The sequence below is a fragment of the Variovorax sp. V213 genome (genome assembly GCF_041154455.1).
In the GTDB taxonomy this organism is placed as follows: Bacteria; Pseudomonadota; Gammaproteobacteria; order Burkholderiales; family Burkholderiaceae_C; genus Variovorax.
This window is the reverse complement of record NZ_AP028664.1, coordinates 4,504,061-4,518,549: the sequence shown is the minus strand read 5'-3', so window position 1 is coordinate 4,518,549 and position 14,489 is coordinate 4,504,061. Positions and strand designations below refer to the sequence as shown.

At 66.7% G+C, this 14,489-nt stretch carries 8 protein-coding genes, 1 tRNA gene and 1 pseudogene; 9 read left to right on the top strand and 1 reads right to left on the bottom strand.

Features of this window, described 5'->3' with window-relative positions; translation table 11 throughout:
- Window positions 1–57 precede the first annotated feature (57 nt).
- The 5 genes from rsmB (at window position 58) to ACAM55_RS21370 (ending at window position 5,229) form a co-directional block, all read left to right on the top strand.
- Window positions 58–1,386 (top strand): 16S rRNA (cytosine(967)-C(5))-methyltransferase RsmB, encoded by a 1,329-nt coding sequence (gene rsmB, locus ACAM55_RS21390; RefSeq protein WP_369656446.1) that lies wholly within the window; start codon window positions 58–60, stop codon window positions 1,384–1,386.
- A complete protein-coding gene (locus tag ACAM55_RS21385) occupies window positions 1,367–2,017 on the top strand; it encodes a DUF4390 domain-containing protein (protein WP_369653455.1) in 651 nt (216 codons plus the stop codon). The genes rsmB and ACAM55_RS21385 overlap by 20 nt, the downstream gene beginning before the upstream one ends.
- Window positions 2,014–4,344: an ATP-binding protein gene (locus ACAM55_RS21380; RefSeq protein ID WP_369653454.1), complete on the top strand. Its 2,331-nt coding sequence runs from the start codon at window positions 2,014–2,016 to the stop codon at window positions 4,342–4,344. The genes ACAM55_RS21385 and ACAM55_RS21380 overlap by 4 nt, the downstream gene beginning before the upstream one ends.
- Before the next feature lie 89 nt (window positions 4,345–4,433).
- Window positions 4,434–5,135 carry a response regulator gene (locus tag ACAM55_RS21375; protein ID WP_093023379.1) on the top strand — a complete coding sequence of 234 codons (702 nt, stop codon included), beginning with the start codon at window positions 4,434–4,436 and terminating at the stop codon, window positions 5,133–5,135.
- An 18-nt stretch (window positions 5,136–5,153) separates the two neighbouring features.
- Window positions 5,154–5,229, top strand: a tRNA-Phe gene (locus tag ACAM55_RS21370).
- Window positions 5,230–5,497: 268 nt separating this feature from the next.
- Here ACAM55_RS21370 and ACAM55_RS21365 read toward each other — a convergent pair.
- Entirely contained in the window at window positions 5,498–6,961 is a 1,464-nt protein-coding gene (locus ACAM55_RS21365) for an efflux transporter outer membrane subunit (protein WP_369653453.1), read from the bottom strand.
- A gap of 106 nt (window positions 6,962–7,067) precedes the next feature.
- Between ACAM55_RS21365 and ACAM55_RS21360 the strand changes: the two genes are divergently transcribed.
- From ACAM55_RS21360 to ACAM55_RS21345, 4 genes and pseudogenes are all read left to right on the top strand, one after another.
- Window positions 7,068–7,685 (top strand): TetR/AcrR family transcriptional regulator, encoded by a 618-nt coding sequence (locus tag ACAM55_RS21360; protein ID WP_369653452.1) that lies wholly within the window; start codon window positions 7,068–7,070, stop codon window positions 7,683–7,685.
- Window positions 7,686–7,770: 85 nt separating this feature from the next.
- A complete protein-coding gene (locus ACAM55_RS21355; protein ID WP_369653451.1) occupies window positions 7,771–8,886 on the top strand; it encodes an efflux RND transporter periplasmic adaptor subunit in 1,116 nt (371 codons plus the stop codon).
- A pseudogene (locus tag ACAM55_RS21350) lies at window positions 8,883–11,962 on the top strand (efflux RND transporter permease subunit). The gene ACAM55_RS21355 and the pseudogene ACAM55_RS21350 overlap by 4 nt, the downstream one beginning before the upstream one ends.
- Before the next feature lie 277 nt (window positions 11,963–12,239).
- A complete protein-coding gene (locus tag ACAM55_RS21345) occupies window positions 12,240–14,480 on the top strand; it encodes a LamG-like jellyroll fold domain-containing protein (protein ID WP_369653450.1) in 2,241 nt (746 codons plus the stop codon).
- Window positions 14,481–14,489: the final 9 nt, after the last annotated feature.

Sequence of the window (14,489 nt, the reverse complement as noted above, 5' to 3'; positions counted from 1 at the left end):
CGCCTCAACTTGCCAGAACTATCTTCCGATCATCCAGGCGGCAGCCACGCACCGCTGCTGCAACCCCCGCTCTGGCGCCAGCTGCAGTTGACTGCCGTGGCGCTGGCGTCGATTCGCGCCGGCAGCTCTGGCACCGTCGCTTTCGAGGCGGTGGAGCCGGCCATGCGGCCGGGCGTGCAGGCGCTCGGCTTCCAGGTGCTGCGCTGGCTGGGCCGTGCAGAAGCGTTGCGCCGCCACCTTGCCAAGCGCACGCCGCCGCCGTTGCCCGATGCCTTGCTGTGCACCGCGTTGGCGCTGGCCTGGGATGCGCAGCACGCCCCTTACGAGCCCTTCACGCTGGTCGACCAGGCGGTCGAGGCTGCAAAGCGCAACCCGGCCACGCGCGCACAAGCCAGTTTCATCAATGCCTGCCTGCGCCGCTTCCTGCGCGAACGCGACGAACTCGTGGCCGCCACCGACCATGAACCGGTCGCGCAGTGGAACCATCCGCGCTGGTGGATCGAACGGCTCAAGCGCGACCACTCGCGCGATTGGCAGCGCGTGCTCACGGCCGACAACGCCCACGCACCGATGACCCTGCGCGTCAATCTGCAGAAGACCACGGTGGCCTCTTACCAGCTCGCGCTGGAAGCCGCCGGCCTGTCGGCGGTGCGCGTGGGAGCAGCCGGCCTGCAGCTGGCGCGGGCCCGGCCGGTGCAGCAACTGCCGGGCTTCGCGGATGGTGAATGCTCGGTGCAGGACGCAGCCGCACAGATGGCGGCGTCGCTGCTGCTCGAGGGGATGCTTCCCGCGGCCGGTGCCGCGCCGCTGCGCGTGCTCGATGCCTGCGCTGCCCCGGGCGGCAAGACGGCGCACCTGCTGGAGTTTGCCGGTCCGCAGGCCGTCGAGGTGACAGCCCTCGAAGTCGACGCGGTACGCAGCCGCCGCATCGACGAGACCCTGGGCCGGCTCGGGCTGTCCGCCAAGGTGGTGGTGGCCGATGCCGCGCGGCCGTCCGCATGGTGGGACGGCACGCCTTTCGATGCCATCCTGCTCGACGCGCCGTGCACGGCGTCGGGCATCGTCCGGCGCCACCCCGACGTGCGCTGGCTGCGCCGCGAGAGCGACACGGCCCAGCTCGCGGTCCAGCAGGCGGCCTTGCTGGCGGCGCTCTGGCCGCTGGTCAGGCCCGGCGGACGGCTGCTCTATTGCACCTGTTCCGTGTTCCGGGAAGAGGGCTCGCAACAAATCGATGCGTTTCTTGCGCACAACACCAACGCCCGATTGAAGGCATCGCCAGGCCATTTGCTTCCCCAAAGCGGGGCGAATGCCCGCGCCGTCCCGGACAATGCCTCAGGTGACCACGACGGCTTCTTCTACGCATTGCTTGAAAAACGCCCGCGCTGAGCCATGCAGGCGGCGCGGCGCCACGGCCTTGGCGGCGCTGCTGCTGGCCTGTGTGCTGCTGCTGAGCTGGCTGCCCCTCACCGCGGCCGCGCAAGGGCGCGCTGCCGCTGCGTCGGTCACCCAGATGCGCCTCGAGCAGGCCGACGACGGTGTCTACCTCACGGCGGCCGTGCAGTTCGAGCTGCCGTCGCTGGTCGAGGAGGTGCTCGACAAGGGCATTGCCATCTACTTCGTGGCCGAGGCCGAGGTTTTCCAGGAGCGCTGGTACTGGACCGACCGCAAGGTGGCCCAGGTCACGCGCCATATGCGGCTTGCCTACCAGCCGCTCACGCGCCGCTGGCGGCTCAATGTGTCGCCCGTGCCCATCACCGGCGCCGCGGGATTCGGCGTTTCGCTGAACCAGAACTTCGACAGCCTTGCCGACGCCATGGATGCCGTCAAGCGCATCGGCCGGCTGCGGCTGGGCGATGCGGCCGAGATTGGCGACGAGCCCACGCATCAGGTCGTGTTCCGCTTCCGGCTCGACACCTCGCAGTTGCCGCGCCCGTTCCAGATCGGCGTGGTCGGGCAGGCCGACTGGAACATCGTTGCCGAGCGCAGCGCCAAGCTGGCCCTGGAGAAGCAGCGGTGAGCACCAAACCGCGCAGCGGCGCAGCGGCCAGCCCCGCCGCCCGCCGCGCGCGCGCGATCCGCTGGGCCGTGGGCGTGGGCGCCGCGCTGGTCACTGCCATCGGCCTGGTGCTGATGTTCCTGCTGGCGCAAGCCACCAACAACCGCGCGCTGTACGAGCGCTACTACGTACGGCTTTTCGGCATCAACGTGGTGGTGGCGGTGCTGCTGGTGCTGGTGATCGGCTGGGTTGCCTTTCGCCTGCTGCGGCGCCTGCGCCAGGGCAAGTTCGGCAGCCGCCTGCTCATCAAGCTGGCGGCCATCTTCGCGCTGGTGGGCGTCGTGCCCGGCGCACTGGTCTACGTGGTGTCCTACCAGTTCGTCGCACGGTCGATCGAGAGCTGGTTCGACGTCAAGGTCGAAGGCGCGCTCGATGCCGGCCTGAACCTGGGGCGCGCCACGCTCGATTCGCTCGCCGACGACCTGGCCGCCAAGACACGCGTGGCCAGCGCCCAGCTGGTGCAGGTGCCCGACGCGAGCGCCGGCCTGGTCCTCGAGCGCATTCGCGACCAGCTCCAGGCTTCCGACGTGGTGCTTTGGACCGGCACCGGCCAGCTCGTGGCCGGCGCGGGCGCGTCGCGCTTCCAGCTCAGCCCCGAGCGGCCGACGACCCAGCAGCTGCGGCAAGCACGGGGCGACCGCGCCATCGCCCATATCGAAGGCCTGGACGAAACGGCTCCGCCGGGGACCACCCTGCCTCCCGCCAGCGTGCGCGCGCTGGCCATGGTGCAGCGCCCGGGCTTCGACTTCGACACCGCGCCGCGCTTTCTTCAGGTCACGCAGCCATTGCCTCCCGCCGTGGTGGCCAATGCGCTCGCCGTGCAGGAGGCCAACCGCGAATACCAGGAGCGCGCGTTGGCCCGCGAAGGCCTGCGGCGGATGTACATCGGCACCCTCACGCTGAGCCTGTTCCTGGCTGTGTTTGGCGCCGTGCTGCTGGCGGTGCTGTTCGGCAACCAGCTGGCGCGGCCGCTGCTCGTGCTGGCCGACGGCGTTCGCCAGGTGGCCGCCGGAGACCTGCGGCCGACCACCGTGCTGCAGGGCAAAGACGAACTGGGCGGCCTCACGCGTTCCTTTGCCGTCATGACCCAGCAGCTGGCCGATGCCCGCGGCGCGGTCGAAAAAACCATGGGCCAGCTCGATGCCGCCCGCGCCAACCTGCAGACCATCCTGGACAACCTGACCTCCGGCGTGATCGTGCTCGACGCCAAGGGCACCATACTTTCCACCAACCCCGGTGCCACCCGCGTGCTGCGCGCCCCGCTGGCGGCCTACGAGGGCATGCCGCTCGCCCAGGTTCCCGGGCTGGCCGACTTCGGCAACAGCGTACAGCAGCAGTTCGACGAATTCCAGGTCGAGCGCCTGCAGCACGGCCTCGACCACTGGCAGCACGCCTTCGAGCTGCACGCCACCGGCACCGATCTGCCGCAGCAGGACAGCGCCATCAACATCGTCGCGCGCGGCGCGGAATTGCCCGGCGCCGCCCGGCTGCTGGTGTTCGACGACATCTCCGAGATCGTGTCGGCCCAGCGCGCCCAGGCCTGGGGCGAAGTCGCGCGCCGCCTGGCCCATGAAATCAAGAATCCGCTGACGCCCATCCAGCTTTCGGCCGAGCGGCTCGAAATGAAGCTCTCGGGCAAGGTCGCGCCGTCCGAGCAGGCCGTGCTGGTCAAGTCGGTCAAGACCATCGTCGACCAGGTCGACGCGATGAAGCGCCTGGTCAACGAGTTCCGCGACTACGCCCGCCTGCCCGCGGCCGATCTCAAGCCGGTCGACCTCAATGCGCTGCTGGTCGACGTGCTCCAGCTCTACGGTGCCGACAACGCCCCCATTGCGCTGCGCTCCGAGCTGGACGAGCGCTGCCCGCCGATCCGCGGCGACGCGCAGCAGATCCGCCAGGTCATCCACAACCTGCTGCAGAACGCGCAGGACGCCGCCGAGGCCGCCGCCAGCAGCACCGGGCGTGCCGGCGAAGTCGTCATTCGCACCCGCCTCGGCGATTCGGGCCAGCGCGTGCGCCTCACCGTGCAAGATAGCGGCCCCGGTTTTGCCGAAAACATCCTCAAGCGCGCCTTCGAGCCCTACGTCACCACGAAAACAAAAGGTACCGGATTGGGGCTGGCCGTGGTGAAGAAAATCGCGGACGAACACGGCGCGCGTATCGAGCTTTCCAACCGTGTTGTCGATGGGGCTGTAGCAGGGGCGCAAGTCTCGCTATCATTCGCGCTGGCAGGCGTGTCGCAGGCAGCGGCCGCTCACACCGAAGATTCGAAGTCTTCCGCCGCCTGAGCGAAAGAATCCATCGCCTCCAGGCGATGGATAGGCCGGCGGACCCATACACATCATTCAGATACCAGCGCACAAGACAAGCAGCACTCATGGCAAACATTCTCGTGGTCGATGACGAGCTGGGTATTAGGGACCTGCTCTTCGAAATTCTCAATGACGAAGGCCACAACGTGGAGCTCGCCGAAAACGCGGCCGAAGCTCGCGCCGCACGGCAACGCGCACGACCCGACCTCGTGCTGCTCGACATCTGGATGCCCGACACGGACGGCGTCACGCTCCTCAAGGAGTGGTCCACGGCCGGGCTCTTGAGCATGCCCGTCATCATGATGAGCGGCCACGCCACCATCGACACGGCGGTCGATGCAACGCGCATCGGCGCCTTCGCATTCCTCGAAAAACCCATCACCCTGCAGAAGCTGCTCAAGGCCGTGGAGCAGGGGCTCGCGCGCGAAAGTGCAAGGCGCGCAGCCGCGGGCGTTGTTCCTCCGGCCGCGGGCGTCAACCCATCGGCCGCCATCACCACCACGGGCGACAGCCTGTTGCTGGCCTCCTTGGCGGCGGTGCCGGTTCCCGATGCCGGGCCGCAATCGACCCAGAGCTTCGACCTGGACCGCCCACTGCGCGATGCGCGCGACGGCTTCGAGAAGGCCTACTTCGAATTCCACCTCGCCATGGAAAACGGGTCCATGACCCGCGTGGCCGAAAAGACCGGGCTGGAACGGACCCATCTTTATCGCAAGCTCAAACAACTTGGGGTCGATCTTTCGAGAGGCCGCAGAAGCGCTGTATAATTTAAGGCTGCACACCAAGGCCCGGTAGCTCAGTTGGTAGAGCAGCGGATTGAAAATCCGCGTGTCGGTGGTTCGATTCCGCCCCAGGCCACCACTCTTCTAAGCCCTTGATTCCTAACGGAATCAGGGGCTTTTCAGTTTGTGGCCCTTCGCTGTCCGCCTGACTTGGTACACCGAACAGGTACACGGTGGCATCTTCGCTTCATGGAATCGCCGGCCGATCAACAACCCGCCGACCCTCTTTCATGGCTCAGCCTTTCAAGTCTCCGAATGGGATCTAGAGGTCCCTCAAGACGCGCCATCCATCGGAAGCAAAGACGCGATTTGCCGTGGAGTGGGCGAGATCCGACGATGCAACGCTTTCAATGCGTACCGATGGCCGCCGCCCTAACGGGTTCAGCCTGCCAGCCGCCGCCCAGCGCCTTGAATGCACTGACCGCCGCGCGCGCCGACTCCGTTTGCGCTTGCGCTCTCGCATCGGCCACGCGCAGAAGGCTCTCGTCCGCTTGCAGCACTTCGATCAGGCTGACAACACCGCGCTGGTAAGCCGCGAACGAGGCACCTCGCGCACGACCGAGCGATGCCTCGCCCTGCGCGAGCAATGCGGCTTGTTCTTCACGCTTGACCAGGGCGGAGAAAGCGTTCTCCACGTCTTCTGTCGCACGCAGCGCGGCGAGCCGGAACGCTGCGAGCAACTCCGCGTCCTGTCCCTTGGCCATTTCGATCTGCGCGTCGATGCGCGCGAAGTCGAACAGCCGCCAGCGCAGGCCGAGCAGGGCCGCAGCCTGGCTGGCGCCGCCGGTGAACAGGTTGCCGCTGGCCACCGATGTGGCGCTGCCGATCGTTCCTCCCAAGGACAGCTTCGGGTAGTACTCGGCCACGGCAATGCCGATGCGCGCGTTCGATGCCGCAAGGCGCCGTTCGGCGACGATCAGGTCGGGCCGGCGTCGCAGCAACTCGCCGGGTGATCCGGTGGCGCCGATGCGCGGTGCGACGGGAATGACACCCGCAGCCGACAGTTCGGCGCGGTGCGCGCCCGGTGCCGCGCCCAGCATCACGTCGAGCGCGTTCATGGCCGCAGCCTCGCCCGCTTCCAGAACTGGCACCGACGCACGGACCTGCGCCAGCGCACCTTCGACCTGCCTCATCTGGAGTTCGGCGGCCAGCCCCTTGCCGTAGAGCAGGGCGATCTTCGATAGCAGGTCCTGCTGTGTGGCGACTTGCCGGCGTGCCACGTCGAGACGGGCCTGCAGTCCGCGCAGCGTGATGTAGATGTCCGCGGTCTGCGCGGCCACGGCCAGGCGCGTGGCGGCCGCACCGGCCTCCGATGCCTGGTAGTCGGCCAGCGCAGCTTCGCGTCCCCGACGCAGGCCGCCGAAGATGTCCAGCTCCCAGCTTGCGCCAAGGTTCGCTTCGTAGGCGTTGCCGTAGCGATCGAAGCCTGGCTGCGAGTTCAGGACTCGGCCCAGCGGCGTCTCCACCGACTGGTAGGCCCGGGCGGCTTGTCCGCTGAGGTTGCCCGAGGGCAACAACGCCGCATTCGCCGCACCGAGCCCTGCCCGGGCCTGCGCCACGCGGGCGGATGCTTGCGCAAGATCGAGGTTCTGCGTCAGTGCGAGTTCGACATAGCGGGCCAGCTGCGCGTCGCCGAACGCGGCCCACCATGCCGCCAGCTCGGCATTCGCAGTAGCGGCCCGCCGATCGAGGGCTGCCTGGCCCATGTATTGGTCCGGCAGAGTGATCGCGGGCCGGACATAGTCAGGGCCGACCGCGCAACCCGCGAGCAGGCTGAAAAGCAGGGGAATGGCAAGGGTACGTTGAGACATGGCTTCTTCCGGAAGGAGGGGCATCGGAACCGCAAACAAGTTGGGTGACTATAATCCAATTTGGTCACTCGTTGTCATCTGTTCGCTGGAGCGGTAAGCTGTCGGCATGAGCAATGCAACTTCTTCTTCCCCTGCCGCGCGGGGGCCGGCCGACCATGACGTGCGCGCGCAGATCCTCGTCGCGGCAACCGAGCACTTCAGCCGGTACGGTTACGAGAAGACCACGGTTTCCGACCTTGCCAAGGCCATCGGCTTCTCCAAGGCGTACATCTACAAGTTCTTCGAGTCCAAGCAGGCGATCGGCGAAATGATCTGTTCCAACTGCCTGCGCGAGATCGAGGCCGACATCCGCGCGGCGATCGATGGAACTGATCGCCCGCCGGAGAAACTTCGCCGCATGTTCAAGGCCATTGTCGATTCGGGCCTTCGCCTGTTTTTCCAGGACCGCAAGCTCTACGAGATTGCCATCTCGGCGGCCAGCGAACGCTGGCAGTCGGCCATCGCTCACGAAGCGTGTATCCGGCAACTGATCGCCGAGGTGCTGAAGCAGGGGCGGGATTCCGGCGATTTCGAGCGCAAAACACCGATCGACGAGACGGCGGCGGCGATCTACTTGGTCGTTCACCCCTATATCAACCCCTTGATCCTGCGGCACAGCTTTGATCACACGGACCATGCGCCAGCACAGCTGTCCGGCTTGGTGCTGCGCAGCTTGTCACCTTAGGCAAACAAACCTGCATGTGACCATTGACTAAATTGGTCACTGTTATCAAAATCAGGGTCCTGATCGATTCGTCCATGGGACCCTCATGCATCCGCGCCGCTTCGTTACATCCGCACTTTTCTGCGCCTTGCCATTCGCGCTGGTCGCTTGCGACGACAAGGCGCCGCCAGACCCGCGCCTCCAAGTGCCGCTGGTGCGCGCCGCTACCGTCCAGGCCGCCGCTTCGGCGTCGCGCTCTTTCACCGGCACCGTAGCCGCACGTGTGCAAAGCGACCTGGGATTTCGAGTCTCGGGAAAGGTGCTGGAGCGGCTCGTGGACGCCGGGCAAACAGTCAAGCGTGGGCAGTTGCTCATGCGCATCGACCCCGCCGATCTGAAGCTCGCCGCGCGTGCGCAGCTGGAGGCCGTGACCGCTGCACGAGCGCGCGCGAAGCAGGCGAGCGACGAAGAGCTGCGCTATCGCGACCTGCGCGGCACCGGTGCAATCTCCGCTTCGGCCTACGACCAGATCAAGGCCGCGGCGGATGCCGCCCAAGCCCAGCTCAGTGCGGCCGAAGCGCAGTCCGATGTCGCGCGCAATGCCAACCGCTATTCGGACCTGGTCGCCGACGTCGACGGCACGGTCCTTGAAACGCTGGTCGAGCCCGGCCAGGTCGTCACCGCCGGCCAGGTGGTGGTCCGCGTGGCACAGGCCGGGCGCAGGGAGGCGGTGGTGCAGTTGCCCGAAACGCTGCGCCCTGCCGTCGGCTCTGCGGGCCATGCCACGCTGTTCGGCAAGGAAGGCGCTGCGGTCCCTGTGAAGCTGCGGCAGCTTTCGGATGCGGCCGACCGCCTCACCCGCACCTTCGAGGCGCGCTATGTGCTCGAAGGCGAGCTGGCCAATGCGCCGCTGGGCGCCACGGTGACGGTCCTCGTCGGGGACGGCAAGGCCGTCGCGAAGAACGGTGTGCAGGTGCCCGTCGGCGCCCTGTTCGACGCCGGCAAGGCGCCGGGGGTCTGGGTCATCACCGGCGATCCGACGAAGGTGCACTGGCAGCCGGTGAAGGTGGAGTCGCTGGAAGACGACCGCGCCCAAGTCACGGGCCAGCTCAAACAGGGCGATCGAGTGATCGCACTCGGCGCGCACCTGCTGCGCGACGGCGAAGAGGTGCGCGTCGCCGGCGCGGTCGCGGCGCCTGCGGGTGGCGGAGCCCGTCCATGAGCGAAAGCCGTTTCAATCTGTCGGCGCTCGCGGTTCGCGAACGCTCCATCACCCTGTTCCTGATCTGCCTGATCTCATTGGCGGGCCTGGTCGCGTTCTTCAAGCTGGGGCGCGCGGAGGACCCCGCCTTCACAATCAAGGTGATGACCATCATCACGGCCTGGCCCGGCGCCACGGCGCAGGAGATGCAGGACCAGGTCGCAGAGAAGGTCGAGAAGCGCCTGCAGGAGCTGCGCTACTACGATCGCGCCGAAACCTACACTCGGCCCGGTCTCGCGTTCACCACGCTGACCTTGCAGGACAGTACGCCGCCCTCCAAGGTGCAAGAAGAGTTCTATCAAGCACGAAAGAAGGTCGGCGACGAAGCGGGCAATCTTCCGGCGGGCGTGATCGGCCCGATGATCAACGACGAGTACGCCGACGTCACCTTCGCCCTCTTCGCGCTCAAGGCCAAGGGAGAGCCGCAGCGCGTGCTGGTGCGCGATGCGGAAGCGCTGCGCCAGCGGCTGCTGCACGTGCCGGGTGTGAAGAAGGTGAACATTGCGGGGGAGCAGTCCGAACGGATCTACGTCGAGTTCGCGCACGACCGTCTGGCCACCCTGGGCATCGGCCCGCAGGACGTGTTCGCCGCGCTCAATGCCCAGAATGCGCTGAGCCCGGCCGGGTCCGTGGAAACCAAGGGGCCGCAGGTCTTCATTCGCCTGGACGGCGCCTTCGACACCCTGCAGAAGATCCGGGACACGCCAGTGATCGCGCAAGGCCGCACCTTGAAGCTGTCGGACGTGGCCACGGTCAGGCGCGGCTACGAAGATCCCGCCACCTTCATGATCCGCAACGGCGGCGAGCCGGCGCTGCTGATAGGCGTCGTCATGCGGGAAGGCTGGAACGGGCTCGATCTGGGCAAGTCGCTGGAGGCGGAAGCCCGCGCCATCAACGCCGAACTGCCCCTGGGCCTGAGCCTGTCGAAAGTCACGGACCAATCGGTCAACATCGCCGCGTCGGTGGACGAATTCATGGTGAAGTTCTTCGCGGCCTTGCTGGTCGTGATGCTGGTGAGCTTCCTGAGCATGGGCTGGCGCGCCGGCCTGGTGGTCGCCGCCGCCGTGCCGCTCACACTGGCCGTGGTCTTCGTGGTGATGGAGGCCACCGGCAAGAACTTCGACCGCATCACGCTCGGCTCGCTGATCCTGGCGCTGGGCCTGCTCGTGGACGACGCCATCATCGCCATCGAGATGATGGTCGTGAAGATCGAGGAGGGTTATAGCCATGTGGCCGCGTCCGCCTACGCCTGGAGCCACACGGCAGCGCCGATGCTCTCGGGCACGCTGGTGACCGCCGTCGGCTTCATGCCGAACGGCTTTGCGCCGTCGACGGCGGGCGAGTACACCAGCAACATGTTCTGGATCGTCGGCATCGCGCTGATCGCATCCTGGGTCGTCGCGGTGGTGTTCACCCCCTACCTGGGCGTCAAGCTGCTGCCGAACTTCAAGAAGGTCGAAGGCGGCCACGCCGCGATCTACGACACGCCGCGCTACAACCGCCTGCGCCGGCTACTCGAACGCGTCATCGCGCGCAAGTGGCTGGTCGCGTGCGCGGTGGTCGGCCTCTTTGTGGTGTCGATCCTCGGCATGGGCGTGGTCAAGAAGCAGTTCTTCCCGATCTCCGACCGCCCCGAAGTCCTGGTGGAAGTGCAGATGCCTTATGGCACGGCCATCACGCAGACCAGCAACGCAGCGGCGAAAGTCGAGGCCTGGCTGTCCACGCAGCCGGAGGCCCAGATCGTCACCTCGTACATCGGACAGGGTGCACCCCGCTTCTTTTTCGCCATGGGGCCGGAACTGCCGGACCCGTCGTTCGCCAAGATCGTGATCCGCACGGCCAGCCAGGAGGAGCGCGAAGCGCTGAAGCACCGCTTGCGCGAGGCCATTGCGGACGGCCTCGCGTCCGAGGCGCGGGTGCGCGTGACGCAGTTGGTGTTCGGGCCCTACTCGCCGTTTCCCGTGGCCTACCGCGTCAGCGGGCCCGATGCGAACGAACTGCGCCGGATCGCGGCCGAGGTGCGGCAGGTGATGGATGCCAGCCCGATGATGCGCACCGTCAGCACCGACTGGGGCACCCGCACGCCCACGCTGCACTTCACCCTGAAGCAGGACCGCCTGCAGGCCGTCGGGCTGAGCTCCAGCGCGGTGGCGCAGCAACTGCAGTTCCTCCTGAGCGGCGCGCCGGTGTGACCACCGTGCGTGAAGACATCCGCACCGTGCAGGTCATGGCCCGTTCGGCTGGCGGCACGCGCCTCGACCCGGCCCGGATCGCGGACTTCACGCTCGCCGGTGCTGGCGGCCAGCGCATTCCGCTGTCGCAGGTCGGCGAGGTCGAGGTGCGCATGGAAGAACCGGTCATGCGGCGACGCGACCGCATGCCCACGATCACGGTGCAGGGAGACATCGCCGACGGGCTGCAACCCCCCGACGTGTCAAACGCGATCACTGCGCAGTTGCAGCCCCTCATGCAGAAGCTGCCCGCCGGTTACCACATCGTTCAGGCCGGTTCCATCGAGGAATCGGAAAAGGCGACCAAGGCAATGCTGCCGCTCTTCCCGATCATGCTGGCGTTCACGTTGCTCATCATCATCTTCCAGGTGCGCTCGATCTCCGCGATGGTCATGGTGTTCCTCACGAGTCCCCTGGGGCTGATCGGCGTCGTGCCGACCTTGCTGCTGTTCCAGCAGCCCTTCGGCATCAATGCACTCGTGGGGCTCATCGCGCTGTCGGGCATCCTGATGCGCAACACGCTGATCCTGCTCGGGCAGATCCACTACAACCAGGAGGAAGGGCTCGACCCGTTCCATGCAGTTGTCGAGGCGACCGTGCAGCGTGCCCGCCCCGTGATCCTGACGGCGCTCGCGGCGATCCTCGCGTTCATCCCGCTGACGCACTCGGTGTTCTGGGGTGCGCTCGCCTATACCTTGATCGGCGGTACGTTCGCGGGGACGATTCTGACGCTGGTGTTCCTGCCGGCCATGTATTCCATCTGGTTCAGGATCCGGCCCGGCAATGGCAGCCCGGCTACGCATTGATGGCGCTTTTCATCATTCATTCAGATCGCCGGCGGCGCACCGTGCGTTCCTCGATTTTCTTGCGAGCCGGTTGAAGCCCGCAGGTTCGCGGAGTTAGCGGGGCGCAACGGTGACATTCCTGAGCGCAACGGCGCCTTGATGTGACGCCGAATGTCATTTCCGGGGCACTTGCGGCATGCCGCGGTGCCAATCGGGGTCGATCGACGAATGGAAAAGGTTTCACTCGTCGATTGGCATGCATGTTGCTGTAACAATTTATAACCAACAGCTCTTCGACATGCATCCACAAGACAGCGAAAACAACGTTCCTCTAGATCGCCGCGCCTTCTGCATGGGCGCGATGAGCCTGGTCGCGCTCGGCACGAGCGCGTGTGGGGGCGGAGGAGGGGGCGGTGGGGGTGTGGCGGGCGGCTTCGGCGCGCTCGCCGCGTCACCGCAGAACGCTTCCACGTCGTCGGTTGTCGTCTCCTCTGAGGGGACAGATCCCTCGACCGATACCGCGACCGAAGAAACAGCCGCTCCATCGCGAAAGTTCGTGCACCCCGGCCTCCTGCACACCGAGGCCGACTTCGATCGCATGCGCGCGAAGGTCGCGGCCAATGCGCAACCCTGGCTCGCCGGGTGGAACGCGTTGCAGGCCAACGGCCGTTCGCAGCTGGGCGCCACGCCACGGCCGCTGGCCACGGTGATTCGCGGCGGGGATGACCAGAATTTTGCGCAGATGTACATCGACATCGCGCGCACCTACCAGCTTGCGCTGCGCTGGAAGGTTTCGCAGGACACGCGCTATGCCGACCTGGCGGTCGTGTTCCTCAATGCCTGGTCGTCCACGCTGACGTCGATCCAGGGCAACGCAGACCGCTTCCTGGCGGCCGGCATCTACGGCCACCAGTTCGCGAATGCGGCCGAGATCATGCGGTCCTATCCGGGCTGGGCGGCAAGCGACTTCGCGCGCTTCCAGAACATGATGCTGACGGTGTTCTATCCGCTCAACCACAGCTTCCTCATCAACCACAACGGCTCTGAAATCACCAACTACTGGGCCAACTGGGATCAATGCACGCTGGCCTCGATGCTGGCCATTGGCGTGCTGTGCGACCGGGTCGACATCTATGACGAGGCGCTCGGCTACTACAAGACCGGCCAGGGCAATGGCGCCGGCCTGCAGGCGGTCTATCACGTGCATCCCGGCTACCTTGGCCAGTGGCAGGAGAGCGGCCGCGACCAGGGTCACTGCACCCTCGGCATCGGCCTTGCGGGCGTGTTCTGCGAGATGGCCTGGAACCAGGGCGACGATGTCTACGGCTACGAGAACAACCGCTTCCTGGCCGGTGCCGAGTACGTGGCCAAGTCCAACCTTCGCGACGGCTCGGGTGACTTCTACACCGTGCCTTTCTTCACCAACATCAACAGGCAGGGAACCCAGTCCGTGCTGTCGACGGCCGGACAGGGACACATGCGCGGGATCTGGGAAAGCGTCTACAACCACTATGCCAACCGGCTGGGCATTGCCACGCCCTTCACGTCGCTGCAGGCCATCCAGATGCGCCCTGAGTCAGATGGCGGCAACGGCGATCAGCTTGGCTTCGGAACGCTGACCTACACGCGCGATCCGCTCGCCACGCTCGTGCCGCCGAGCGGGCTCACGGCGCGGGTGCGCGGAGCGCAGGTCGAGTTGTCGTGGTGGGGCAGCACCGGTGCGCTGAGCTACACGGTCAAGCGCGCGGCCGTTGCGGGCGGGCCCTACGCAACAGTGACCTCGGGCATCACCGATACGCTCACCTTCACCGACAGCGCCGTCGCAGCGGGAGAGGTGTGGCACTACGTGGTGGTGGCCGTGAACGCGGGCGGAGAGAGCACCCCTTCCACCGAGGCAAGGGCCGCCATCAGGGCCGAGTTGCTGATGCAGCTCAAGTTCGACGAGGCTCAGGGCACTTCGGCCGCCGATACAACGGGCCGGTTCGCCGCGAGCGAGCTCGCGGGTGGAGCGGCCTGGGTGGCCGGGCACGAGGGCAGCGCCGTCGCCCTGGCCAGCGCGGCGGCCTGCGTCAACCTTCCGGCGGCGCCGGTGAAGAACCTGGCCGACTTCACGATCGCATGCTGGGTGTACCTGGACGCCATCCCGACGTGGTCACGCGTGTTCGATCTGGGCTCCGGCCAGCGCCGCTACATGATGCTGACGCCGCGCAGCAGCGCCGGGACGGTGCGCTATGCGATCTCCACGGTCCACGGCTACAACACGCAACTGATCGAAGGCTCGTCGCCGCTGCCCACCGGCCGCTGGGTGCATGTGGCCGTCACCTTGTCCGGTGCGCTCGGCACGCTGTATGTCGATGGCGCGGTGGCCGGCAGCAACGCGCAGATGACGCTGGCTCCCTTCGATCTCGGAGAGACCACGCAGAACTTTCTCGGCCGTTCGCAGTACGCAGCAGATCCGTTCCTGCGCGGCCGGCTCGACGACTTCCGGGTCTATCACGGCGCGCTGACGGCGGCGGAGATCGCATCGCTGGCGGCGTAGCAACGAACC

What these genes read in the sequence shown, in the direction of transcription:
- ACAM55_RS21375 (WP_093023379.1), top strand. Translation starts at nt 4,434, where the DNA reads ATGGCAAACATTCTCGTGGTCGATGACGAGCTGGGTATTAGGGACCTG.
- ACAM55_RS21365 (WP_369653453.1), bottom strand. Translation starts at nt 6,961, where the DNA reads ATGTCTCAACGTACCCTTGCCATTCCCCTGCTTTTCAGCCTGCTCGCG.
- ACAM55_RS21360 (WP_369653452.1), top strand. Translation starts at nt 7,068, where the DNA reads ATGAGCAATGCAACTTCTTCTTCCCCTGCCGCGCGGGGGCCGGCCGAC.
- ACAM55_RS21355 (WP_369653451.1), top strand. Translation starts at nt 7,771, where the DNA reads ATGCATCCGCGCCGCTTCGTTACATCCGCACTTTTCTGCGCCTTGCCA.
- ACAM55_RS21345 (WP_369653450.1), top strand. Translation starts at nt 12,240, where the DNA reads ATGCATCCACAAGACAGCGAAAACAACGTTCCTCTAGATCGCCGCGCC.